The 25,851-nt window shown below is 47.8% G+C and carries 21 protein-coding genes and 1 tRNA gene; 12 read left to right on the plus strand and 10 right to left on the minus strand.

All coding sequences use genetic code 11. The features are described 5' to 3' along the window. Window positions 1–10 precede the first annotated feature (10 nt). From ICL07_RS12370 to ICL07_RS12380, 3 genes are all read left to right on the plus strand, one after another. Window positions 11–2,524 carry a bifunctional UDP-N-acetylmuramoyl-tripeptide:D-alanyl-D-alanine ligase/alanine racemase gene (locus tag ICL07_RS12370; protein WP_188088205.1) on the plus strand — a complete coding sequence of 838 codons (2,514 nt, stop codon included), beginning with the start codon at window positions 11–13 and terminating at the stop codon, window positions 2,522–2,524. Window positions 2,525–2,585: 61 nt separating this feature from the next. Further along, complete coding sequence (locus tag ICL07_RS12375; RefSeq protein ID WP_188088207.1) at window positions 2,586–3,233, plus strand: lipoprotein signal peptidase; 648 nt, start codon at window positions 2,586–2,588, stop codon at window positions 3,231–3,233. A gap of 512 nt (window positions 3,234–3,745) precedes the next feature. Next, window positions 3,746–6,607 (plus strand): TonB-dependent receptor, encoded by a 2,862-nt coding sequence (locus ICL07_RS12380; RefSeq protein ID WP_188088209.1) that lies wholly within the window; start codon window positions 3,746–3,748, stop codon window positions 6,605–6,607. A gap of 41 nt (window positions 6,608–6,648) precedes the next feature. Here the strand turns inward: ICL07_RS12380 and ICL07_RS12385 are convergent, their stop codons facing one another. The 7 genes from ICL07_RS12385 to ICL07_RS12415 form a co-directional block, all read right to left on the minus strand. Beyond that, a complete protein-coding gene (locus ICL07_RS12385) occupies window positions 6,649–7,635 on the minus strand; it encodes a 2-hydroxyacid dehydrogenase (RefSeq protein WP_188088210.1) in 987 nt (328 codons plus the stop codon). An 85-nt stretch (window positions 7,636–7,720) separates the two neighbouring features. Continuing rightward, the gene (gene fumC, locus ICL07_RS12390; RefSeq protein ID WP_188088211.1) at window positions 7,721–9,121 is read right to left on the minus strand and encodes a class II fumarate hydratase; all 1,401 of its coding nucleotides are present in this window, start codon (window positions 9,119–9,121) and stop codon (window positions 7,721–7,723) included. A 46-nt stretch (window positions 9,122–9,167) separates the two neighbouring features. Next, window positions 9,168–9,944 carry an enoyl-CoA hydratase/isomerase family protein gene (locus tag ICL07_RS12395; RefSeq protein ID WP_188088213.1) on the minus strand — a complete coding sequence of 259 codons (777 nt, stop codon included), beginning with the start codon at window positions 9,942–9,944 and terminating at the stop codon, window positions 9,168–9,170. 43 nt (window positions 9,945–9,987) lie between these two features. Beyond that, complete coding sequence (locus ICL07_RS12400) at window positions 9,988–11,172, minus strand: S41 family peptidase (RefSeq protein WP_188088215.1); 1,185 nt, start codon at window positions 11,170–11,172, stop codon at window positions 9,988–9,990. A gap of 26 nt (window positions 11,173–11,198) precedes the next feature. Beyond that, window positions 11,199–11,942, minus strand: a complete 744-nt coding sequence (locus ICL07_RS12405) for a porin family protein (RefSeq protein WP_188088216.1) — start codon at window positions 11,940–11,942, stop codon at window positions 11,199–11,201. 86 nt (window positions 11,943–12,028) lie between these two features. Then, on the minus strand, window positions 12,029–12,832 hold the full coding sequence (locus ICL07_RS12410) for a hypothetical protein (protein WP_188088217.1): 804 nt from the start codon (window positions 12,830–12,832) through the stop codon (window positions 12,029–12,031). Window positions 12,833–12,925: 93 nt separating this feature from the next. Beyond that, window positions 12,926–13,345 carry a cobalamin B12-binding domain-containing protein gene (locus ICL07_RS12415; RefSeq protein WP_188088218.1) on the minus strand — a complete coding sequence of 140 codons (420 nt, stop codon included), beginning with the start codon at window positions 13,343–13,345 and terminating at the stop codon, window positions 12,926–12,928. Between the two features lie 93 nt (window positions 13,346–13,438). Here ICL07_RS12415 and ICL07_RS12420 point away from each other — a divergent pair, with 93 nt between their 5' ends. After that, window positions 13,439–15,106 carry a glutamine--tRNA ligase/YqeY domain fusion protein gene (locus tag ICL07_RS12420; RefSeq protein WP_188088220.1) on the plus strand — a complete coding sequence of 556 codons (1,668 nt, stop codon included), beginning with the start codon at window positions 13,439–13,441 and terminating at the stop codon, window positions 15,104–15,106. 72 nt (window positions 15,107–15,178) lie between these two features. Here ICL07_RS12420 and gltX read toward each other — a convergent pair whose 3' ends face one another. After that, window positions 15,179–16,711, minus strand: a complete 1,533-nt coding sequence (gene gltX, locus ICL07_RS12425; RefSeq protein WP_188088222.1) for a glutamate--tRNA ligase — start codon at window positions 16,709–16,711, stop codon at window positions 15,179–15,181. An 87-nt stretch (window positions 16,712–16,798) separates the two neighbouring features. On the opposite strand from gltX, the gene ICL07_RS12430 reads away from it, so the two are divergent. Then, window positions 16,799–17,422, plus strand: a complete 624-nt coding sequence (locus ICL07_RS12430) for a polysaccharide deacetylase family protein (protein WP_188088223.1) — start codon at window positions 16,799–16,801, stop codon at window positions 17,420–17,422. Between the two features lie 56 nt (window positions 17,423–17,478). Here ICL07_RS12430 and ICL07_RS12435 read toward each other — a convergent pair whose 3' ends face one another. After that, window positions 17,479–18,372, minus strand: a complete 894-nt coding sequence (locus tag ICL07_RS12435) for a hypothetical protein (protein ID WP_188088224.1) — start codon at window positions 18,370–18,372, stop codon at window positions 17,479–17,481. A 102-nt stretch (window positions 18,373–18,474) separates the two neighbouring features. On the opposite strand from ICL07_RS12435, the gene ICL07_RS12440 reads away from it, so the two are divergent. The 4 genes from ICL07_RS12440 (at window position 18,475) to ICL07_RS12455 (ending at window position 21,341) form a co-directional block, all read left to right on the plus strand. After that, complete coding sequence (locus tag ICL07_RS12440; protein ID WP_188088225.1) at window positions 18,475–19,245, plus strand: TatD family hydrolase; 771 nt, start codon at window positions 18,475–18,477, stop codon at window positions 19,243–19,245. Window positions 19,246–19,286: 41 nt separating this feature from the next. Then, window positions 19,287–20,324, plus strand: a complete 1,038-nt coding sequence (locus ICL07_RS12445) for an asparaginase (protein ID WP_188088226.1) — start codon at window positions 19,287–19,289, stop codon at window positions 20,322–20,324. Window positions 20,325–20,472: 148 nt separating this feature from the next. Next, window positions 20,473–21,165, plus strand: coding sequence for an aquaporin Z (gene aqpZ / locus ICL07_RS12450; RefSeq protein WP_188088227.1), 693 nt, complete (start codon window positions 20,473–20,475; stop codon window positions 21,163–21,165). Window positions 21,166–21,254: 89 nt separating this feature from the next. Further along, window positions 21,255–21,341 (plus strand) — tRNA-Ser (locus ICL07_RS12455). A gap of 30 nt (window positions 21,342–21,371) precedes the next feature. Here ICL07_RS12455 and ICL07_RS12460 read toward each other — a convergent pair. Beyond that, window positions 21,372–21,857 carry a hypothetical protein gene (locus ICL07_RS12460; protein ID WP_188088228.1) on the minus strand — a complete coding sequence of 162 codons (486 nt, stop codon included), beginning with the start codon at window positions 21,855–21,857 and terminating at the stop codon, window positions 21,372–21,374. Window positions 21,858–22,204: 347 nt separating this feature from the next. Between ICL07_RS12460 and ICL07_RS12465 the strand changes: the two genes are divergently transcribed. The 3 genes from ICL07_RS12465 to ICL07_RS12475 are packed head-to-tail and all read left to right on the plus strand — an operon-like array spanning window position 22,205 to window position 25,828. After that, window positions 22,205–22,669, plus strand: a complete 465-nt coding sequence (locus ICL07_RS12465; RefSeq protein ID WP_188088229.1) for a hypothetical protein — start codon at window positions 22,205–22,207, stop codon at window positions 22,667–22,669. Window positions 22,670–22,686: 17 nt separating this feature from the next. Continuing rightward, window positions 22,687–24,630, plus strand: coding sequence for a GMC family oxidoreductase (locus ICL07_RS12470; RefSeq protein ID WP_188088230.1), 1,944 nt, complete (start codon window positions 22,687–22,689; stop codon window positions 24,628–24,630). A gap of 10 nt (window positions 24,631–24,640) precedes the next feature. Beyond that, window positions 24,641–25,828 (plus strand): ferritin-like domain-containing protein, encoded by a 1,188-nt coding sequence (locus ICL07_RS12475; RefSeq protein ID WP_188088232.1) that lies wholly within the window; start codon window positions 24,641–24,643, stop codon window positions 25,826–25,828. Window positions 25,829–25,851 lie beyond the last annotated feature (23 nt).

A 25,851-nucleotide genomic window follows, 5' to 3' on the forward strand; every position in this document is an offset into this window, starting at 1 on the left:
TCTGATAAAAGTGTATAACGCAGCAAGCATTAACAAGACGCTCAAAGGGGAATTGTTGCAAGAGACCGGATTTTCTGAAATTGAGCATCTCTTACTGGACAGCCGGAAACTGAGTTTTCCGGAAACATCGCTGTTCGTACCCCTGGTTAGCCCTCGTCGCAACGCTCATCAGTATATTGAAGAGCTTTACCGTAAAGGCGTCAGCAACTTTATTGTGAGTGAGCCCGTGCCTTTGGAAAAATATCCTAAAGCCAACTTTATCCTGGTGAAAGATACCTTACAGGCGTTGCATACGCTGGTAGCATTTCACCGACAGCATTTCCACATACCGGTTATCGGTATCACCGGCAGCAATGGGAAAACCATCGTCAAAGAATGGCTGTACCAGTTGCTCGAAAAGGATTACAACATTGTACGCAGCCCGAAGAGCTACAACTCGCAAATAGGTGTACCGCTCTCCGTATGGCAGATGAAACCCGAACACCAGCTGGCTATTTTTGAAGCCGGTATTTCCCAACCGGGAGAAATGGTGAACCTGGAGAAGATTATCCGTCCTACGATCGGCATCTTTACCAATATCGGCGAAGCGCATAGCGAAGGATTTCTGAATATCCGGCAGAAGATCAACGAAAAACTGGTACTTTTTGCTAAAAGCGATATCCTGATTTACTGTAAAGACTACCTGGCCCTCAACGAATGTGTATTGTCTTTCCACAACCAGGTAGGTAAAAAAGAAAACCAGGAAGGCGGCGGCGGCGGACCGGAACTGTTCTCCTGGTCCCGCAAAACAGACGCCGACCTGCGTATTGTAACCATCGACAAACACGATAACCACACCCGTATTGAGGCGTTGTACAAACAGGAAACGCTGCAAATCAGCATTCCCTTTGTAGATGAAGGCTCCGTGGAAAACGCGATCCACTGCTGGGCCCTCATGCTGTACCTGAACAAGGAACAGGAAGTGATCCAGCAACGGATGGATCTGCTCAGCAACATCGCCATGCGGCTGGAACTGAAACAGGGCATCAACAACAGCTCTGTCATCAACGACGCCTATAACCTGGACCTCGGTTCCCTGACGATTGCACTGGATTTCCTCCAGCAGCAACAACAGCATGCAACCCGCACCGTCATCCTCAGCGATATCCTGCAAAGCGGCAAAAGCGACGCCACCCTGTATGAGGAAGTGGCCGACCTGCTGCAGAAAAAAGGTATCAATAAACTGATCGCCATCGGGAAAAACATCGGCCGGGAAAAGAAAAGCTTCCAGCAGGTGGAAAACCTGAAGACACAGTTCTTCAATACCACGGATGAATACGTGCAGCAGTTCAACGCCGATGATTTCGAAAATGAAACCATCCTCGTGAAAGGCTCCCGTGTATTCCAGTTTGAACGGATCGGTAAACTGCTGGAGCAAAAAGCCCATCAGACCATCCTGGAAATCAATCTGAGCGCCATCGCCCACAACGTAAAGCTGTACCAATCCCTGCTGAAACCAGGCACCAAACTAATGGCCATGGTAAAAGCATTCTCTTATGGCAGCGGCAGCTTTGAAATTGCCAACCTGTTGCAATTCCATGGGGTGGATTATCTCGCGGTAGCTTATGCCGATGAAGGCGTGGAACTGCGCCGGGCCGGTATTACCATGCCTATTATGGTGATGAACCCCGAGCCTGCCAGCTTCGATGCTATTTTGCACTGGAATCTGGAACCGGAGATCTATTCCATGAGTATCCTGCTACAGTTTATGGAAGAAGTAAGTGCAGCCGGCAAAACCGAATTCCCGATACATATCAAGCTGGACACGGGTATGCACCGTCTCGGCTTTGTTAAAAACGATATTGCAGAGCTGGCACAGGCGTTGACAGCCAACCAGCTGTTGAAGGTACAGTCTATTTTCAGTCACCTGGCCGCCAGTGAAGACCCGGAAAAAGATGTACTCACCCAGCAGCAAGGCCGCCTGTTCTACGAAATGAGCCATGAGCTGCAGAAAGCGCTGAGTTATACCGTCATCCGCCATATTTCCAACAGCGCCGCTATTACCCGTCACCCGGATCTTCACCTGGACATGGTAAGGCTGGGCATTGGCATGTACGGCCTCGATTCCAGCAATGGTATACAGGAGCAGCTGCGGAATGTAAGCACCCTGAAAACCACCGTGGCACAGCTGAAACACCTGGAACCCGGCGATACTGTAGGCTACGGCGCCCATTGGACCGCTAAAACACCTGCTGTGACCGCTACGGTACGTATCGGTTATGCCGATGGATACCCCCGCCGGCTGGGCAAAGGTGTTGGTAAAATGCTGATCCGTGGCAAAATGGCGCCTGTTATCGGCGTAGTGGCGATGGATATGCTGATGCTGGATGTAAGCCATATCCCTGATATTATGGAAGGCGATGAGGTGATTGTTTTTGGTGAAGCGCTGTCAGTGCAGCAACTGGCCACCTGGGCGGATACCATTGCCTATGAAATATTAACAGGAATTTCACAGCGGGTAAAAAGGGTATATTTCCAGGAATAATGATATTGCAGGCTTCGGACTTTGAAATAATCTGTTATTTTTGATAAAATTTTAATATCAATTGAAATATCGTCACGTAGTTTTTATTGTTATCCTTATCCTGGTCATTGATCAGGCACTGAAATTCTGGATCAAGACGCACATGTTCATGCAACAGGAGTTTATCATTTTCCCCAACTGGTTCCGTATCCATTTCATTGAAAATGAAGGGATGGCTTATGGTCTTAAGTTTGGCGGCGATTTCGGTAAAATATTACTGACCACCTTCCGTTTGGTGGCGGTAGTTGCCGGTTTCATCTACATCAAAAAACTTATCCGGGAAAAATACAGCACCGGTTTACTGATCTGCTGTTCCCTGATCCTGGCCGGCGCAGCCGGCAACCTGATAGATAGCATGTTCTACGGGCTTATTTTCAACGACAGCATCGGCTACGAAGTAGCGAAGTTTATGCCTGCCGGCGGCGGTTATGGCAGTTTCCTCCACGGCCGCGTGGTAGATATGCTGTACTTCCCCATCTATGAAGGTTACCTGCCCAGCTGGATACCTTTCAAAGGCGGCGATTATTTTGTGTTCTTCCGCCCGGTATTCAACGTCGCAGATGCTGCCATCTCTGTTGGTGTAGTCACCATCCTGCTGTTCCAGAAACGGTTTATTTCCCGTCATGCAGCTAAAACACCGGAGAAAACACCGAGTCATTTAGAAGTTTAGTCATTTAGACAGATATTTTTCGGGGGATTTTTGATTTTCGATTTCATCGGATTCAGAAAATCCCCCGATTGTTTTTAGGAAGATGGATATGCCATTTTCAGGAAGGGTTGGCTGAAATGAGTCAACCTTTTGCATTTTAGCGGCGGTTTATATTTCCGCCAGGTGGGGGGATATCCAGGTTGCCCAGGGCTGAAGCTCTGGGCTAAGATGTTGATGCGGCAGGCTTTCATTTAAGCCCGGCGCCTGTTTAAGCCCGGACACCGGCAGCTAAAATATCTTCCTTACAAAGTTCCTTACTATCAACCACTTGTAATTTATTTTTTTTCACTGCTTTGAAATGAACATTCCTCATTTTATATTTGTCTACTAATTCTATAGACTATATGGTTTTTAAATCTGTACATACTATGTTATTACATCGATGTTGAGGCGCTACATAAGGCTTTTCAGCGTTCCTTACCATTTTTATCATCATTCCAGGATCTACATAATGTTATAACTTTTACCCAATCATGCAAAAGTTCTTACCGATACTGGCCAAAATCCTGATTTTGGCACTTGTATTCCATCCAACCCTATCAAAGGCACAACTCAACGGCTCCTATGTAATTGAAGGCAAAATTACAGACGATCATGGCATTGGCCTGCCAGGCGCTTCTGTTCAGATAAAAGGCACTTCTTTTGGCGCCATCACCGATGCCGATGGCCATTTCCAGGTAACCAGCAATACCCGCTTCCCGCTGAAACTGGTCATCCGCCTGATTGGCTACCAGCCACAGGAATTTGACGTCAAAAACAGCAACAGTAAAGTAGCGATTCAACTGTATACACAATCGCTGCTGGTCAACGAAGTTGTAGTGTCCGCCTCCCGCCAGCAGGAGAAACTGCTGCGTTCCCCGGTAGCCATCGAAAAGCTGGATATCCGGGCCCTGAAAGAAACACCTTCGTCTACTTTCTACGACGCACTGGGTAACCTCAAAGGCGTACAGATGACCACCGCCGGGCTCACCTTTAAAGTATTCAATACCCGCGGCTTTAACGTACCCAATAACTTCCGCTTTATGCAGCTGGTAGACGGGGTAGATAACCAGGCAGCCACCCTGGGCGTACCGCTGGGTAACGCCATCGGACCTACGGAGCTGGATATACAAAGCGTGGAAGTCACGCCCGGCGCCTCTTCCGCCTTGTATGGCATGAACGCCATCAATGGTATGTCCAACCTGGTAACCAAAAACCCCTTCGATTATCAGGGTGTGAGCGTTTACCAGAAAATAGCCTTTAACCACTTCGATGGTAAAGGCAGCAGTCCCAAGCCACTCACGGAAACGGCTGTACGTTATGCACAGGCCTACTCCAAATTTTTCGCCTGGAAAATCAATGCCAGCTATATGCAGGGTACCGACTGGTACGCCGACAGTCACGATGACTTCACCCCGCAAAGCAAAATCAATCCTGACTTCCCACAGCTCAGCGGTGAAAATAACATCGCTGCCGATAACTGGAACAAATACGCCGACCAGGGTAATATTTCCATCACCGATAAAGACGGCCGCGCTTACACCGTGCACCGCACAGGCTACTGGGAAAAAGACCTCGTAGGTGATTATACCGTACGCAATACCAAAATAGACGGCTCCCTTAACTTCCGCCTGCGGAACAAAATGGAGATCTCCCTCGCCAGCCGCTGGGGCCAGATGGACGGCTTCTTCCAACGGGGCAACCGTATCGGTCTCAGAGGCGTGACTGTTTCCAATCACAAACTGGAAGTGGTACACCCCGACTTCACCGTACGTTCATATGTTTCCATCGAAAATACCGGCAAGTCCTACAATATGAACCCGCTGGCCGATAACCTGGAGAAATCTTTCAAAACAGATAAAGTATGGCAGAAAGACTATACCACCGGTCTCAATAACGCGCTGACACAAGGTTTGGACCTGGTAGCCGCGCATAAGGCAGCCCGTGCCTTCGCCGATGCCGGCCGCTTTGAACCAGGCACGCCTGCCTTTGAAGCACAACGGGATAAAATCAAAACTATCAACGACTGGGACATTTATCCTACTTCCAGAAACCCCGAAAACACCTCCGGTGGCGCCGCACTCAAACAGGAAAGCCGCTTTTACCATACAGAAGGCACCTGGAACCTGCGTAAATACGTGCACTTCGCCGACCTCCTGGTAGGCGCCGACTACCGCACCTACGAGATCATCCCCGATGGTAACAACTTCGTGGATTTCACCCGGCCGCTGGATAAACGCAACCAGGAAGGCGGAAAACATATCTGGTATGGTAAAATCGGCGGCTTCGCCCAAATCAGCAAAGCTTTCTTCAATGACGCGCTGAAACTCACCGGCTCTTTACGCTACGACAAAAACGAAAAATTCGCCGGTAAGGTAAACCCGCGTATCGCAGCAGTGTACACCGTCAAAGACAAACACAACTTCCGCTTGTCCTGGCAAAATGGATTCCGCTTCCCCTCCCTGTTTGAAGCATTTTCCTTTGTGAATAACGGACAGGTACGGCGCGTAGGCGGCCTCGCCTTTATCGAAGAAGGATTGGGGTACTTTAAAAATTCCTATCTCACCACCTCGGTAGATGCTTTCAATGTGGCGGTTAATAAAACCATCAATTCAGAGCATGTGACCAAAGACGTTGCCGCCGCTAAAAATGCCGGCCTGCTGAAAGTGGCCAACCTGGACCCCATTGTGCCGGAAGAAATCACCTCTTTTGAAGCCGGTTATAAAGCCGTATTGCTGGACAATCGCTTGTTCATCGACCTGGATGGTTATTATAGCTCCTATAAAAACTTCATCGGTCAGATTGAAGCGGTAGTACCTCAAACCGGTAATGTAAACTCACCGGATGCCGCCGTACTGAATCAGATGCTTGACAAAAGCCTGCAAAACCGTTACCGCGTGTGGACCAACAGTAAATCCACCGTTAACAACTACGGTTTCGCAGCAGCGGTTACCTATGATATTTATAAGAGTTATACCGTTAGCGGTAACGTCAACTTCAACAAACTGGCACAGGATAAAACCAAAGACGATGCACTCGTACCAGGCTTCAACACCCCCGAATGGTTTACCAACATCAGTATCGGCAACCGCAATCTCTATAAAAATATAGGCTTCAACGTAGTATGGCACTGGCAGGATACTTTCTACTGGCAGAACCTCTTCGGCAATGCCGATGTACCTGCCTACAGCACCGTAGATGCGCAGGTGACCTACCGGGTGCCCAAAATCAAAACATCATTTAAACTGGGCGCCTCCAACCTGTTGAATACAGCATATTTCCAGTATGTGGGCGGTCCTACCATCAGAGGGTTGTATTACCTGACGATTACGTATGATAATGTGTTTAAAAAATAATCTTTACAAAAAACCCGGGGTTGCAACCCCGGGTTTTTTGTTTACAACGCATTTCTCAACGGTTCATTTTTTTCAAAAGCAGTGATATTATCGAGTGTAGTGGTGGCTATTTGTGTTAATGCTTCCCTGGTAAAGAAGCCCTGATGGGCGGTTACCAGTACATTGGGAAAGGTGGTAAGACGGGAAAGCACATCATCCTGAATGATAGTACCGGAGAAGTTTTGGAAAAACAGTTGTTCTTCCTGTTCATATACATCAATACCGAGTGCGCCGATATGCCCATTCTTCAGTGCTTCCACGACAGATTTGGTATCAATCAGGCCGCCGCGGCTGGTGTTGATCAGCATTACGCCCTGTTTCATCTGGCTGATGGTATGGGCGTTGATGAGGTGTTTGGTATCCGGTGTCAGCGGGCAATGCAGCGAGATGATATCTGATCCGGCCATGATGGTTTCGGCAGATACATAGGTAACACCGGCCTTTACCAGTTCTTCGTTATTGTGTACATCGTTTGCCAGCACTTTACAACCGAAGCCCAGCATAATACGGCAAAATACGGCGCCGATATTACCGGTGCCAATTACACCGACGGTTTTCCCATAAACATCAAATCCTTCCAGTCCGCTTAACGTAAAGTTGTTATCACGTACACGGTTATACGATTTGTAGATTTTACGATTTAATGCCAGTAACAAAGTGACCGCATGTTCCGCGACTGCGTGTGGCGAATACGCCGGCACCCGCACTACTTTTATACCTGCTTCCTCCGCAGCTTTGAGGTCCACGTTATTGAAACCTGCGCAGCGCAAGGCGATCAGCCGGACGCCTTTCTCTTTCAGCCGGCGGATAACGGCAGCATCTACCTTATCATTCACAAATACACAGACGGCAGTTTCCGCTTTAATTAGTGCGGTATTATCTTCATTAAGCGGAGATTCCAGGAAACGGAACCGGTGGGTATTTTGCGCATTGGCCAGGTTAAAGTAGGTAATGTCGTAGGGCTGCGTGCTAAAAAAAAGTATATCCATCTCCGTTAGTTAATACAGGGTTAAAAAAAATACGGATTTGCGGGTTTTGACACCACACAAATCCGTAGTATGATAATCGGATTCTTTATTTGATATCGCCGACCATATTACCGGGTACTACCCACTCATCGAATTGTTCGGGAGTAACATAGCCCAGTTTCACGGCCATTTCTTTCAGTGTGGTACCTTCTTTATGTGCTTTCTGTGCGATTTCTGCTGCTTTGTAATAACCAATTTTGGTATTAAGGGCAGTCACCAGCATCAGTGAATTTTCCACATGTTTACGGATATTCGCTTCAATAGGTTCGATGCCTTCAGCGCATTTATCGTTGAAGCTCACACAGCCTTCGCCGATGAGGCGGGCAGAGTGCAGGAAGTTATAAATCATCACCGGTTTGAACACGTTGAGCTCAAAGTGGCCGTTGGCGCCGCCGACAGAGATAGCCACATCGTTACCCATTACCTGTGCCGCGATCATGGTCAGGGCTTCGCATTGGGTCGGATTTACTTTACCCGGCATGATGGAAGATCCAGGCTCGTTGTCCGGGATATGGATTTCGCCGATACCAGCGCGGGGGCCGGAACTCAGCATACGTACGTCGTTAGCGATTTTCATCAGGCTTACGGCAACTGTTTTGAGGGCACCATGGGCTTCCACGATAGCATCGTGTGCAGCCAGTGCTTCAAATTTGTTGGGAGCAGTGATGAAAGGCAGTCCGGTCAGTTTGGCGATATGTGCCGCTACGTTTTCGGAATAACCTTTAGGGGTATTGATACCGGTACCAACTGCAGTACCGCCCAATGCCAGTTCGCTCAGGTGAGGCAGGGAATTGTTAATTGCCCGCAGACCGTGGTCCAGCTGCGCTACATAACCACTGATTTCCTGGCCCAGGGTGAGTGGGGTAGCATCCATGAAGTGGGTACGACCGATTTTCACCACATGTTTGAAGGCTTCGGCTTTCTTTGCCAGGGTATCACGGAGTTTTTTAATACCGGGGATGGTTGTTTCCACCAGCATTTTATACGCCGCAATATGCATGGCAGTAGGGAAGGTATCGTTGGAAGACTGAGATTTATTAACGTCGTCGTTCGGGTGAACGAATTTCTCTTTATCCGTGAGCTGGCCGCCATGAATAACGTGGGCGCGGTAAGCTACCACTTCGTTTACGTTCATATTGGACTGGGTACCGGAACCTGTTTGCCATACTACCAGCGGGAACTCGTTGTCCAGTTTACCGGCCAGTATTTCATCGCACACCTGACCAATCAGATCACTTTTTTCTTTAGGCAGTACACCCGCGTCGAGATTGGTGAGCGCCGCCGCTTTCTTCAGGTAAGCAAATGCCCTGATGATTTCTTTGGGCATTCTGTTGATGTCCTGGGCGATCTTGAAATTTTCAATGGAGCGCTGTGTTTGAGCACCGTAATAGGCGTTTACAGGCACCTGTACCTCACCCATCGTGTCTTTCTCTATTCTAAATTCCATGGCTTAAGCATTTATGAATTAATGCAGCAAAAGTAAACTGTTCTGGTTATTCTCCCTTAAAATTTGCCTGTCTTTTCTGAATAAACGCTTCAGCGCCTTCCTGCAGGTCTTTGGTAGCGAAACAGGCCGCGAATTCACGGATTTCGGTTTCCCATCCGTCAACATCCTTGTCCACAGCGGCATTCACGCATTTTACCACCCGGCCTACGGCCAGCGGCGCTTTGGTGAGTATTTTCTGCAGGATAGCGATCGTTTTAGGCAGCAGTTCTTCCTGTTTCACCACATGGTTTACCAGACCCCAGGACAGGGCGTCTGCGGCAGTAATCATGTCGCCGGTCATCATCAGCTCTGTAGCTTTTCCTTTACCAACCAGCAGGGTAAGGCGCTGAGTACCGCCGTAGCCGGGGATCAGGCCCAGGTTTACTTCCGGCTGGCCAAATCTGGCGTTTTCACTGGCTATCCTGAAATGGCAGGCCATAGCCAGCTCGCAGCCGCCTCCCAGTGCAAAGCCGTTCACCGCAGCGATAATAGGTTTGGAAGAGTATTCGATCCGCTGAAACACCACATGGCCGCTTTTAGCCAGTTCTTCCGCCTGTTTTGGTGAAAGTGTCAGGAATTCGCTGATATCTGCGCCGGCTACAAAGGCTTTTTCACCGGAGCCGGTAAGGATAGCAGCTTTGATGTCTTTGTTACGGTAAATCTCATCAATCACCAGTCCCAGTTCTGCCATCATCTGCTGATTCAGGGCGTTCATCTTTTCCGGGCGGTTGATCGTGACAATCAAAATATTATTATCCAGTTGGGTAGAGAGTGTCTGGTACATGGCCTTCATTTTTAGTTTATCAATATTAAGCAATATTCGATAACTAATGAATCAGGTTGAGCGCTGCCTCCAGCTGCAGGTCGCGGCCCATTTTCAGCGCGGCCGGGTTGTAGGGAACGGTAATGTCCGGCGGAAAACCTACCCCCTCATAGATAGTACCATCCTTATATTTAAACATCAGGGAGGAGGTGTATACCAGGTTGAGCCAGCCGGTACTGAACTGGCCGCCATTATAGAATTTATTGCCGGTTAGTGGCCCATTGGCGCCCCAGGTGCGCTCCCCTACAAAATGACCGTTGGGCATGGTTTTAACAGCCATGGTCGTCATCTCAGCCATGCTCACCGACCAGGCGTCCGCCAGCATGACAATAGGCACCGTGACCGCCTTGGCTCCCGGCTGCGGTGTTACATAAGCCGGCGCCCAGGGGGAATAATCCAGCCGGCCATTGCCTTGCTTGGACCGGGTGTAGCCAAATTGCAGCTGCCGGGTAGTCATTTTTCCCAGCAGGAAATTCAGATCGGCCAGATCTCCACCGCCGTTGCCACGGACATCGATAATGACGCCTTTCAGGTCGGTACGCTGGGCCAGGTTGTCGAAGAAATATTGTTCCACCCTCTTTACACCGTTCATAGTATCTGTATTGAACAGCGTTTTAAGGTTGAATCCGCTGAAAAACAGGTACAGGATATTCTGGTTAATGGTCCCGGAAACAGCCACATACTGTTTTTTATCTGGCGTATTGGTAAATCCGCGTACACCGGCACTCAGATAATGACGGGGAATGGTGTCATAAAAATGGAAAATACTGATAGGGGGGTGGAAATCCGGGTTGGCTATTTTCCGTTGAAAAGCCGGGTTAACTGATGCAGAATCTGCCAGCCAGGTATCTGCAAAAGAAATATCATAGTGGGAATCCACCAGTCCGGCGGTCATCTGCTTAAAATAAGTATACGCTTTACGGACATCATTGGAATCATTGACATTCAGTTTTGCAAAAAGGGGTTTATAGGTACGATACACCTGGTCCCAGTTGACTGTATCAATATTCCAGAAAACATAGTTGTTGTTCATGCCGGTCCAGAAGGCATCAAACACTTCATTAAAATTAGCGCTGACATAGTCGCGCGGATCATTGAGCTGTGGCAGATCTTTCCGGCAGGCGGCGGTCATCATCAACATCAACAGCAGGGGCAGGAGATATATAACAGGAGATTTTTTCATCTTCATACAAAAAATTAAAGGTGAGCAACAAATTATTCAGCATCGCCGTGGAACAGGCGGTGGAGGTTAACCAGGCATCCTGCCTGTAAGACGTAGGTATCGTTGTAACGGGGAACCTGGTCTATCATGTAATTTTTCTGTTGATCGGTTAGTCCGTAGTAATACCGGGCTTCCACGAAAAGGCGGAACCTTTGCTGCAGCAGATATTCCACCCCGCCGCCGGCCACCAGGCCCCATTCCATACGGCGATCACGGCGGCTGTCGAAGGTATATTTCTCATCATAACGATACGCCTCATTATACCGGAAATAATCCGATGTCTGCTCATTGTCCGGCACATCCGGCGTACTGCTGAAAACATTGGACATCGCGCCTTTGATACGGCCGCTTATCCAGTAGGCGCCATAGCCTCCGGCATTGAGGAAACCTTTTAGTTTTTCGCCGCCGAAGGAAAAATGCGCCATCAGGGGTAACTGCAGATAGCCGTTGAGGTTATACTGGTAGATACCATCGAAAAAATGATCGCGGCGCAGTTCATAACTCTTGCGGATATACGACGGATCAGCCTGTACCGCCAGCCAGTCATTGACATGATATTGCAGTACCAGGCCGGCAACAAATCCGCTATACTGGCGGTACTGGGTAAAAGCGCGGTAGCCGGCGTTGGTGTGTACGTAGTTGTTGACGTATCCGCCGGAAACGCCTATTTCAAACTGTGCGCGGACGGAGAGGGTCAACAGGGAAATGATGGTGAAAAGGAGGAAGTGTTTCTTCATAAGAGTATCCGGTTGATAATGGCATAAAAAAATCCCGTAGCACCTTATCTGCTACGGGACGTTATAAAAGATAACACTTTAAGTGCCTAATAGTTCACCTCAATTTCCGCTTTTCCGCTTTTCATTTTCATGTAATGTCTTTTCTTCGGCACTTTGAAATATTTCACGCCTTTAAACGTATAACCGAAGGTGGCAAATACGAGGTTGCCCTCTGTACCTCTGTAGGGGTAACTTTTGCTACCGGTAGGACCGGTGCTGAAATCGCGGTTAAAGAAGTTTTGCGGGTAGTATTGTACTTTCAGTCCGAAGCCGTGTATCCGCAGGCCTGCGAACAGGGATGGCATGATCAGCGGGGTGCGGTCGCTGAACCACTCATTGAACTTATGTACTTTTTTACCGTCTACAAACTGTTTTTCCTTGTAGTTGAGGGCCAGGTCCAGCTCTCCGCCGAAGAAGAAAAAGGCGCCGCCGGTAACATCCCCGATTTTTAAGCCGAGTGGTACCCCCATTGTATACACGCGCTGTTTCAGTTTCAGGGAATCTGTCGGTTTGGAAATCAGCCCGATGTTTTTGAATTCCAGGCCGGTAAAGGCGCCGAAGTGCCGGGAGAAGTCCTTGTTGAAGCTCACATGATAATTAAAAATGAAGCTGAAGCGCGGAATATTGCGCATATGTTCACCATTCAGTTTCATATCTGCGAAGGACAACATGCCGGACAGGCCACTGGTAACATATACATTGTCCCGTTTTTTGGGATATTTTCCGAAGGAGATGGACACTTTACCATCGGAAGCGGCAGTGGAAGCCGTGGAATCTGTATGCTCCTGGGCAAAGGCACCTGTGGCAGCTAAAAGCAACAGTAACAGGACTGGGTATAACTTGTATCTCATAAAAATGGCGGTTGTGGTTTTTTAGATTTCTGGTGATATTATACCCGGAAGACGACCCGCCTTTAGAAATGTTACGGCTACACGAAAAAAAATTTAAAAATTTCTGTGCCCGGCCACCCAGGTGGTGATATAATCGGAAATATCTTTGGTGTGAGTGCCGGGAGGGAACAGTTTACCGACGCCCATTTCCTGCAACTGCAGCATGTCTGCATCGGGGATGATACCGCCGCCCGTAAGCAGTACATCGTTCAGTCCTTTTTCTTTCATCAGGGCTATTACTTTAGGGAAAACCGTCATATGTGCACCGGAAAGGATGCTGATGCCGATGGCGTCCACGTCTTCCTGGAGAGCGGCATTGACCACCATTTCAGGGGTTTGCCTTAATCCGGTATAGATAACTTCCATACCGGCATCACGGAGGGCGGCAGCGATCACTTTGGCGCCGCGGTCGTGCCCATCGAGGCCGACTTTAGCTACCAATACACGAACAGGGCGATTTAACTGGTTGACCATGCTAAAAAATTAAGGTGGTAAAGATAACGATTAGCCGTTACTAAAAGCTAAGCGCTATTTTTGCTACCTTTGCAGACATATTTAATTTTTCTTATGAGCGAAGAAAGGTCACTCAATTTTATAGAACAAATCGTAACCGACGACATTGCTAATGGCGTCAACGACGGGCGTGTACTGACACGTTTCCCGCCAGAACCCAATGGCTATCTCCATATAGGACATGCCAAGTCTATTGCATTGAACTTTGGCCTGGCCCAGCAATTCAACGGCAAAACCAATCTCCGCTTTGACGATACCAATCCTGTTACCGAAGACACAGAATACGTAGACTCCATCAAGGCAGATATCCGCTGGCTGGGCTATGAGTGGGCGCAGGAACTGTATGCTTCCGACTATTTTGAGCAGATATATGAGTTTGCCGTAACGCTGATCAAAAAAGGGCTGGCGTATGTAGAAGATGCCAGCGCTGAACAGATCGCTGCCAGCAAAGGTACGCCCACCACTCCCGGTACCCCAACACCCGCCAGAAGCCGGTCCGTTGAAGAAAACCTGGACCTGTTTACCCGGATGCGCAATGGTGAATTCAAGGACGGGGAAAAAACCCTCCGCGCCAAGATAGACCTGGCTTCGCCTAACATGCACATGCGCGATCCCCTCATGTACCGGATTAAACATACCCATCACCACCGTACCGGTGACAAATGGTGCATCTACCCGATGTATGACTTCGCCCATGGCCAGAGCGACAGTATTGAAAAAATTACCCATTCCCTCTGTACACTGGAGTTTATTCCCCACCGTCCGCTGTACGACTGGTTTATCAAGGAACTGGAAATATTCCCCAGCCATCAGTATGAGTTTTCCCGTCTGAACCTGACCTATACGGTCATGAGCAAACGAAAACTGAAACAGCTGGTAGAAGAGAAATATGTAAGCGGCTGGGACGACCCCCGCATGCCTACCATCAGTGGCCTGCGCCGCCGTGGCTATACACCTGCCAGCATCCGTCAGTTCTGCGAGCGTGTAGGTGTACAGAAACGGGAACAGATGATCGACCTCGGCCTGCTCGAGTTCTGTGTACGGGAAGAGCTGAACAAAACCGCCAACCGTGTGATGGCTGTGCTGGACCCGGTTAAACTGGTGCTCACCAACTATCCGGAAGGACAGGTGGAAGAAATGACTGCCGAAAACAACCCGGAAGATGCTGCTGCCGGCAGCCGTACCCTGCATTTCAGCAAAACGCTGTATATCGAGCGGGAAGACTTCATGGAAGAACCTCCGAAGAAATTCTTCCGTTTAGGACCTGGTTTGCATGTACGCCTGAAAAACGCTTACATCATCAAAGGTGAAAGCGTGGAAAAAGATGCGGATGGCAACATCACCACCATCTACGCTTCCTATCTGCCGGAAAGCAAAAGCGGCGGAGATCACAGCGGCATGACCGTAAAAGGCACCATCCACTGGGTAAGCGCCGAACACGCTGCTACCGCAGAAGTACGGTTGTATGACCGTCTTTTTAAATCAGAGAACCCCAGCGCTGAGGAAGGCGACTTTAAAGACTTCATCAACCCGGAATCCCTGCAGGTGATCAAAGAAGCCTACGTAGAACCTGGTCTGTTACAAGCTAAAGCGGGCGACCGATTCCAGTTTATGCGTAAGGGTTATTTCACTGTAGATCCTGACAGCACTCCTGAGAAGGTGGTGTTCAACAGGACTGTAACGCTGAAAGATGCCTGGGCAAAAGAGAAAGGCAAAGCCTAAAAAATAGTTATATAAAAAGAAATCCCCGTTGATCAGCTCAACGGGGATTTTTTTATGCAGATAATGCGGTTATCAGCTATTAAACGCCGCCACTCCTTTAGCTATGCGGGTACGGGTTTCTGTAAGACCCAGCGTAGCTGCGATATCAAAAACCGGAGGACCGAATTTGCCGCTGGTCAGCATAATGCGGAAAGGCAGCTGCAGTTCGCCCATTTTAATATTTTTTTCTGCCGCCAGGGCTTTGAAGCTGGCTTCCAGCTCCGGCGCCGTGAAAGCGGAAACATCGCCCAGTTGTTCGGACCAGGCCGTAAAGAAAGCAGCTTTATCCGCGTTCCATTTAGGTTTCACGGCAGCTTCATCATAAGCAGCAGGTGCTTCAAAGAAGAAAAATCCGTGTTCCCAGATGTCGTTGACAAAGTAACAGCGTTCTTTTACCAGTCCGGCTACAGTAGCCACATATTCCGGTGCCGCCTTCAGTCCTTTTTCTTCCAGCACGGGTTCAAAGAGGCGGGCCAGGCTTTCATTGTCTTTATGATGCAGGTACTGGTGGTTGAACCATTTCGCTTTCTCATAATCGAATTTAGCGCCTGCTTTATGTACGCGGTCGATAGAGAACTTATTGATCAGTTCTTCCAGGGAGAAAATTTCCTGTTCGGTACCATCGTTCCAGCCCAGCACGGCCAGCATATTGATGAATGCTTCCGGCAGGAATCCCAGTTCACGGAAACCTTTGGTAACTTCGTTGGTACGTGGATCGGTCCAGGTCATGGCATATACAGGGAAACCGAGGCGGTCGCCATCGCGTTTGCTCAGTTTACCGTTGCCGTCTGGTTTCAGGATCAGTGGCAGGTGGGCCCATTGCGGCATATCTGCTTCCCAGCCCAGATATTTCCACAGGAGGATGTGTACCGGTGCGGAAGGTAACCATTCTTCCCCGCGGAAAGCGTGGGTGATCTTCATCAGGTAATCATCTACCACCACAGCGAGGTGATAGGTAGGCATACCATCGGCTTTCAGCAGTACCTTATCATCAACCTGACCGGTGTTGAAGGTCACTTCCCCGCGGATCATGTCGGTAAAGGACAGCTCCTGGTCGGCAGGCATATTAATACGGATAACGTGCGGGGTATTTTTAGCCAGCAGTTCCTGTACTTCTGCCTCGGAGAGGGAGAAGGAGTTGCGCATCTTTTCCCGTACTTTATGGTTGTACTGGGGTTGCGGATTTTCAGGCGTTTTCAGCCTTTCGCGGAAAGATTCCAGTTCTTCCGGGGTATCGAATGCGTAGTAGGCGTGGCCGGATTGCACCAGTTTCTCCGCATACTGACGGTACAGCGGTTTACGTTCACTCTGGCGGTAAGGCGCATAAGGACCACCCACAGCCGGGCTTTCATCCGGGGTGAGGCCACACCAGCGCAGACATTCGTTGATGTATTCTTCTGCGCCCGGTACGTAGCGGGTCTGGTCTGTATCTTCAATACGCAGTATAAAGTCGCCTTTGTGCTGCTTTGCAAACAAATAGTTGAACAATACAGTGCGTACACCTCCAAGATGTAGGCCACCAGTAGGACTGGGGGCAAAACGCACTCTTACTTTTTTGTGATCCATAGATCGCAAAGGTAAGGAAATAGCATATAGGTTTTAGTGGTTTTAACCTATCTTGCGTTCATCGCCTCACGCTAAAAGTCAAAGCCCTTGTTCTATCTTACCAAAACACCCGGCATCCTGAAAGCTTTGTACAGCAGTTGTATCTGGGACTTGCCCCCGGCAAACAATTCCGTTTACCTGACCTTCGATGATGGTCCCCATCCGGAAGCGACGCCGTTTATCCTGGAACAGCTGAAAAAGTACGATGCCAAAGGCACTTTTTTCTGCATCGGCAAAAATGTGGTAGAGCATCCCGGTATTTACCAGGATATCCTGGAGGCAGGGCATAGTACCGGCAATCATACCCATAACCATTTAAATGGCTGGAAAACCAGTACAGACAAGTATATTGAGAATATCCTGGAAGCCCGGAAATACATTACCACCCCGCTTTTCCGGCCACCTTACGGCCGGATCACCCCTTTCCAGGTGAAACAGCTGAAACGGACCATTCCCGGTGTGAAAATCATTATGTGGGATGTGCTGAGCGCGGATTTTGACCAGGAGATAGACGGAGAAGCCTGTGTGCAGAATGTGGTTTTTAAGATGAAGCCGGGGTCTATCGTGGTGTTTCACGACAGTACCAAGGCCTGGGACCGGATGTCTTACGCCTTACCGCGGGTGCTGGAATATTGTAAAAAGCAGGGGTATAATATGGCAGCGATCCATTAAATAAAAATAGCCCGGGGATGGAACCACCGGGCTATGACATACAGCTGTTAAGCAGATTATTTTAATGTTACTTCTCTTACTTTATCGCCATTGATGGTGATCGTAGCATTTGCATCGCATATGCCGTTGCCATAGTCGATGATAGCTGTCAGGCTGTTATAGGCTACTTTCAGCTGTCCCTGGGAGATCCATTTGCAGTCGCCTTTTTTGATCAGCGGTGTTTGAGTGCTGATATCGGCGCTGCCGGCAGGACCGCCTTTTACGTATTTAATAGCAGCAGTGCCTTCAATGCTGTACACATTATCATTTGGAGTAGCGGTACCGGCACCGGCGGTTTGTTTCACGGTCTTTTTGCTGTTATAGCCTACGATCAGGGAATCAGCGTAGGTTACAAGGCCATCGGTGATGTCAGATGTATATTGAACACCAGTAGTGGTGTTGTAGCTGATACCGGAGATCACATTTTTACCGGCCACCGGGATACCGTTGTATTTATACCCGTCGAGCGTGATTTCTACGCGGGTACCGGTAGCGAAGAGGAAACCGGAGAAACTGATATAAACCTTACCGCTGCGGGTAACGCCGTAGTTATCGCGGCAGGCGTCGCCGTAATCGATGGACAGTTGTTTGGGCCATACGCCGGGGTCCGCGCTGCTAATGATGATAGAGGGGCAGTCCGTTATATCGGCGTAATCCGCATAATCCGATTTCCGGACGTTGCCGGCCACATTATGGCTTACCGCCGCAATAGCCGCCGTTTCAAACAGGTCGCCATAGATGCCCTGCATCTGTGCTTCGTGGGAGGCCACTACCAGGGTACTGTTGTCATGTTCGTTGTTGGTAGCTGCGTCGTTGGTCACTTCTTTTTTACAGGCGAAGAAAAGGGTAGCCACTGCCACGGCGGCGATGGTTACTGCCAGCACACGATTTGTACTGAAATAGCTTTTCATGGTATAGTTTTTTTAAATTAGGTTTTTCAGGATTTACCTTTGCGGAAACTAAGATACCTATTAAATATTAAAAAAATAAAAATTTAATAAAATATTTTTATCATGTTGTGGATCGATACGCACGCACATTTGTATTCGGATGAATTTCTGACCGACCAGCAGGAGATGGTAAAACGGGCGATAGATGCCGGAGTCACCACTTTAATGCTGCCGAATATTGATGAATCGTCTATCACCGGTATGCTGAAGCTGGAAGCGGCGTATCCCAAAAACTGTTTCGCCATGATGGGGTTACACCCCTGTTATGTGAAGCAGGACGTGGAGAACCAGTTACGGCTGGTGAAGGACTGGCTGATACACCGTACTTTCAAAGGCATCGGTGAGATAGGGCTGGACTTTTACTGGGACAAATCGTTGCTGGACCAGCAGTACCAGGCTTTCCGGGAGCAGCTGCAGCTGGCCCGGCAGTATAAACTGCCTGTTTCCATCCACAGCCGCGAGGCCACACGGGAATGTATAAACGAAGTAAAAGCCTTGCAGAACGGCGATCTCAGTGGGGTGTTCCATTGTTTTTCCGGCACACTGGAAGAAGCCAGAGAGATTATCGACCTGGGTTTTTACCTCGGTATTGGCGGGGTAGTCACCTTTAAAAAATCCGGGTTGGATAAAATCGTGGAAAACATTGGCCTGGAGCACCTGGTACTGGAAACAGATGCGCCTTACCTGGCGCCGGTACCTTACCGGGGCAAACGCAATGAAAGTGCCTATATTCCGCTGATCGGTGAAAAGCTGGCAGATATAAAAAATCTAAAAATAGAAGACGTAGCCGCTATTACAAGCAGCAATGCGCGGAAATTATTCAAAACGCTCTAACTGTTTAGAGGGTACCTTTGCAGGCAACTGGCAGTTAGACAATGAGTAAAATTCTGATAATCTACACGGGCGGTACAGTCGGCATGATCTACGACGATAAAACCAAAGCGCTCCGCCCTATCGGCTTCAATGAAATAAGGAACAATTTACCGGAACTATACCGGATGGGGATCGATTTTTACGTGTATGCGTTTAATCCGCCTATAGACTCCTCAGATATGCAACCGGAAATATGGGTAGAACTGGCCAGCATCATTGAAGACCGTTACGACCGTTACGACGGATTTGTGATTCTGCACGGCTCAGACACCATGGCATTTACCGCCTCTGCGCTGAGCTTCATGCTGGAGAACCTGTCCAAACCCGTGATCCTTACCGGTTCACAGTTACCTATCGGTAAAATACGCACCGACGCTAAAGAGAATATCATCACCGCTATGGAGATTGCCTGCTCCCGGCATAATGGCAGTCAACACTCCATGGTACCGGAAGTATGTATCTATTTTGACTTCTCCCTGTTCCGTGGCAACCGTTCCAAAAAATATAACGCCGAAAAATTTGAGGCGTTTTATACCATGAACTATCCGCAACTGGCAGAAGCGGGCATCGATATCAAATACAAACAACAATTCATTCTGCCTACACCTACGGCACCGCTGAAAGTGCATAAAGAACTGGAGACCAACATTACCGTATTGAAGCTGTTTCCTGGTATCAGCCGCAAGGCAGTGGAAGCTACGCTCAGTGTTCCCGGCCTGAAAGGCGTGATCATGGAAACCTTCGGCAGCGGTAATACCAATACCCAGCCCTGGTTTATTGAGAGCATCAAAAAAGTGATCGACAACGGCGCTATCGTAGTAGACATCACCCAGTGTGACGGCGGCTCCGTGGAACTGGGCAAATATGAAACCAGTCAACATCTGGTGGAGGCTGGTGTGGTGAGTGGTCATGATATGACCTTTGAAGCAGCGGTGACCAAACTGATGTTTGTATTGGGTCAGGGGCTTTCCAAAGCAGAAAGCAGGCAGATGATTGAAACATCTCTGCGGGGCGAACTCACACCTATAGAGGTCTATTAATACGAATATAAAAGAGAATTAAAGCAGAAAGTATTGAAACAGTATACTTTCTGCTTTTTTATTACCATTTTTTTTCTATATTTAACTATCAGGTCTTATTTCATCCCGTTCCCCTGCAGCTCTTTCTATCACCACAAAACTCCAATGTATGAATGTTTCGTTAACGCAAAAGTTTATCGCGGAATTCTTCGGAACGCTGGTACTGGTACTGATCGGTTGCGGCAGCGCTGTGATTGCCGGTAGCCATGTAGGCCTGCTGGGCATTTCTTTTGCTTTCGGTCTGTCTGTGCTCACCATGGTATATGCCATCGGGCACATCTCCGGCTGCCACATCAACCCCGCTATCACCATTTCCATGCTGGCCACGGGCAAAATTTCCGGTAAAGATGCCGGCGCCTACATCGTAGCACAGATACTGGGTGCTATCGCCGCCGCAGGCATCCTTTACGCCATGGCTTCCGGCAGAGCAGAGTACTCCCTGGCTGCCAACGGCCTCGGACAAAACGGTATCGGCGACAACTACCAGGACCACTACAACGTTACCAGCGGCCTGATCTTTGAAATCGTGTTCACCGCCATTTTCCTGGTTGTGATTCACGGCGCTACCAGCAAAAACAATGGCAACGGCGGTTTCGCCGGGGTAGCCATCGGCCTCTCACTCACCATGATCCATATCGTGGGTATCCCCATTACCGGCGTATCCGTAAACCCCGCCCGTAGTATCGGTCCCGCTATTTTCGCAGGCGGCGATGCCCTGGCACATCTCTGGATTTTCATCGTAGGCCCCATTATCGGCGGACTTATCGGTGGCGCTATCTGGAAACTCTACGATAAAGCATAAAAAAAACTTGGAAAATAAAAGGAAAGGATTATCTTTGCAACCCTGAAACGGAAGCTCAACCCTTCCAAATATGTTTCAAAGATAATCACGGAGAAGTGCAGGAGTGGTTGAACTGGCACGCCTGGAAAGTGTGTATAGGTGAAAGCCTATCAAGGGTTCGAATCCCTTCTTCTCCGCAAGCTTTAAAGCTCTGGTAACGCAAGTTATCAGGGCTTTTTTGCTTTGGAGGGAGGTGGTGCAGACTCATCTGGCCTTAACTTCAACGCCCAAAATGAGAATACCTTTCCTTTTTTCCGATACTCTCTTATAGTAGTAATCAGCCATTTTGAATAGTTGGCGAAGTCTGCATCATTATCTTTGGAAAAAAGTTCAATTGCTTCACCATTCCAGGTTACTACCACATAGGAGTAAAATCCGCCGTCTTTCCCGGTTCCCCACAGGAGACTGTCTTGGGTCTGATAAAAGGGAAATCCATAACCTTTTGAAAGGTCTTGTCTAACCTGATCATTGTTCCAGATTTCGTAGTGTCTAAAAAGAAAACGTGTTTGAAAAACATATTTCCCATTAGAATATCTATCATCCTCTCCAGCCCAATTCTCACCTTCTATTAATTTAAAGCCTTTAGGGAAAGATATTTGTGCTGAAGTAGGTACTGCACAGAGCAGAAAAAGTAAACTAAAAAAGTATTTCATAGGTCGGTATACGTTGATCGCTCAATATATCAATTCCCTTACATTTTATCGGCAGAATTTCTTAACTAAGGAAAAAGCCGGAAAAGGTAAAGACAATTATACCATCATCCCACCATTAAATTACTGCTCAAATAAATCAAAGACTAATAGAACGGAAAAGGATAACACGAAACACTTAAGCATGAATTTTGTTCACCGCAATAAAAATTTTTAGTTTCAATTTTCTTCATATATTGCCGAACCATTAAAAGGAATCCTAACTATTATACCAAACTCAAAATAACCATGCAGGGTAACACCACATACACCTGCATTGGTGAATACACTACTCCAAAATAAATACCTCAATGGAAGCTAACAACAAAAACACCAAAACATTCCTGCAGATCTCAGTGCATCTTACAGGGTATGATGAGATGGATTTATTGGGTACCGGCATGCTGGAATCCTATTACGATGTTGTAATACATGAAAACAACCTCCATCTGGTCTCAGAATTCCTTACAACATCTGAGAAGATATTAGGCGATCTTCCAAACATCAATGACAAAATCAGGCAGCAACTGATCGACGATGTTAAGTTCAATAGTCTAACAAGTAATATCATCATGATGTGGTACATGGGCACCTGGAATGGCAATGTGGTTAGTCCTCAGTCGTACATCCAGGGCCTTGTTTGGAAAGCGGCAGACACACATCCTCCGGGAGCTAAACAACCAGGTTACGGTTCCTGGGAAAATCCACCTATCACTATTCACCCACCCGTAGCAGTCAAACCTGCTGCTAAAGCCGAAACGCTTACTACAGTTTAACAAAAATCACATCAGTTATGGAAAACACAGAATACGATGTTATCATCGTAGGGTCGGGTATTGCCGGTTGTGTAATGGCCAAGACCCTTACCCAGGCGGGGAAAAAAGTACTGCTGCTCGAAGCTGGTTTATCTGCCGGTATCAATCTAGACAAAAACGGTAATTTTTACAACTATGTAGATTACCTGAATACCTATTACAAGGCGAATGCAAAAGTACCCAATTCTCCCTACCCTAATATCAAGGATGCACCTTCACCCAATGTATTGGATATTCAGGCCACTCCTTCTGTAGACAAAGGCTACTATGTGCAGGAAGGTGAGCTGCCTTTTGCCAGCGATTTTCTAAGGGGCCCCGGAGGCACTACACTGCACTGGCTGGGATCTACCCCCAGAATGCTTCCGAATGACTTTCAAATGAAAACTAACTATAACGTAGCTGTTGACTGGCCTATTACCTACAATGAGCTTGTACCTTATTATGAAATGGCTGAACTGGAAATAGGAGTTGCCGGAGATGCAAGTGTGCAACCTAATGCAAATGAATATACGAAAGGATATGAGTTTCCGATGAAGAAAATTCCCCAGAGTTATCTCGATCAGAAATTTATGGCACTGGTGGATAAGGTTAATAAAGGTGAACACCCTGTACAAATAGATAAAAAGAAGGTGACTATTGGTTTGACGAGTACACCACAGGGCCGAAATGCTGTTCCTAATGAAAAATACCCATATATAGATGTAATGTGGAACGCGGAACAGCAAAAACTGGTCATGACCAAACATATGTATTGGTCTGGTAAGGACCGCGCTTTCAAAGAGCTGGATAAAAAAGAGAAATACCAATACCTCCCTGTTGGCGCCGTGTGGGACCCTAATACCGGCCAGCGTTGTGAAGGTAACGCCAGTTGCGTGCCTATCTGCCCTGTACAGGCAAAATATAATGCGTTGAAATCATTGGCAAAGGCTGATGAGTCAAAGCTGACAATTAAAACACAGTCTGTAGCCTCAAAGGTGTTGCATAACGGTGAAAAAACGCAGATTACGGGGGTGGTGTACAAAACCTATGCATTTGGTGATGATGCCATTGAATACAAAGAAGTCATTGCAACAGCAAAAATATATGTACTGGCAGCCAACGCTATTGAGAATGCAAAGATCCTGCTGGCTTCCGAAGCAGCCAATTCGAGCAAGCAGGTAGGCTGCAACCTGATGGACCATTTGTGTTTACTTACCTGGGGATTGTTGCCAGAAAAGGGATATCCTTTCCGCGGACCAGGATCTACCACCAATATTTCCTCCTTTAGGGACACCGATACCCGTAAAGATCATTCAGCCTGGATTTGTCCCGTGGATAACTGGGGATGGGGATGGCCGAAATTTTCTCCGGGATCTGATGTGCAGGATGCCGTTAAAGAAAAAAAGTTCGGCAAAGAACTTAGAAATCATTTGTCCGACGTACTACCCAGACAGTTATTGTTACATTACGAATGTGAACAATTGCCCAATAAGGACAACCGGGTGTCAATAAAGGATGAATATAGAGATGCCTTGGGTAACCATCGCCCGGTGATTAAATACAATGTGTCTGATTATGAAATAAAGGCATTTGCAGCAGCAAAAGCCATCAACGACCAGCTGTTTAAAGCCGCTGGTATTAAAGACTTCACAAAATACGGTGAAAAAGATGAAAATGGTAAGTTCAAGAACCCGGACATTGTAACACCTCCCAGGAGTAAGGAAATATATAATTTCTGGGGAGCGGGGCATATTGTGGGTACTCACCGCATGGGTAAGGACGCCGACAAATCTGTCGTAGATAAAAACTTATGTACATGGGATCACAACAATCTTTACCTGGTTGGCTGTGGCAATATGCCTACCCTGGGGACCTCCAACCCCACACTTACCATGTTGGCACTTACATTTAAAGCTGCAGAAGCAATTCTCAAAAAAATATAATATACATTCTATGGCATTTGAAAAATCTGTTAAGGGAGAACGTCAGACCTTACTACCGGATGACTTTTTGGCCGACCTGCCGGTGGTTGATGAGACCTTATCCATCGAAGATGATTTCGATAAAAAATTGAGTGAACTAAAAAAACAGCTGCAGATAGCGCTGGAGCTGGAACACTCTACCATCCCGCCTTATCTCTGTGCGCTTTACTCCATCAAGCCCGGCACCAACCTGATGCCCGTGGAGATTATAAAAAGTGTAGTGCTGGAGGAAATGTTACACATGATTATGGTGGCCAACTTAATTAATGCGGTTGGCGGCAAGCCTAGAATTGGGGCAAAAGAACAAGGAGAGGATCGGGATTTCGTCCCCAACTATCCTGCACACCTACCCGGAAACGTAGACCCATCACTGACCATTAACCTGGAATGCTTTTCAAAAAAATCCATTCAAACGTTCTGGCGCATCGAACACCCTTCCAGCGACCGTAATCTACCTACTGAATTTTCCGCTTCGCAATACGGTTCTATCGGAGAATTCTATGAAGCGCTATTAAAAAATATCATCACGCTGGAAGCGGCTGCAAAAGCAAAAGGGAGGTCCATCTTTCATAAAAACCCGGATAAGCAGGTGAAACCAGAACATTATTATGGAGCAGGAGGCAAACTGTTTTCTGTTGAGAACCTGGAAGATGCTATCAAGGTTATTAAAGAAATCGTTGGGCAGGGAGAAGGTACATTGGGCTCTATTTTTTCAACACCCTATCGTGAAGGAGACCCTAAATACCTGATTTTTGGTCCGGACGTAGAAGAGTATGCGCACTATTTCCGTTTTAAAGAAGTCTTTTACGAGCGATTTTATGCCGTTGACGATTCTGCGCATCGTGATAGTCCCAATAAAGGACTACCCACCGGAGAGCGGTTTAACGTGGACTGGGATGCTGTTTATAAGATGAAGCCGAATCCCACGCTGGCAGATTATAAAAAAAATATGCCAGGGGTCTACCCAAAGGCCAGGGAGTTCAGTCTCACTTATTCAGCCTTACTGAATAATATCAACGATGCCTGTAATGGGAATCCGGATGTATTAAGCAAAGGTATTCCGCTGATGTACCAGTTAAAATACCAGGCAATTGAACTGATGAATATCCCCATTGGCAACGGCTTAATGGCCGGCCCCACATTCGAATACATACAATAGCTCCTTTTTTTCACCTCTTAATA

Origin of the sequence: Chitinophaga qingshengii (genome assembly GCF_014529935.1) — a bacterium.
GTDB lineage: Bacteria > Bacteroidota > Bacteroidia > Chitinophagales > Chitinophagaceae > Chitinophaga > Chitinophaga qingshengii.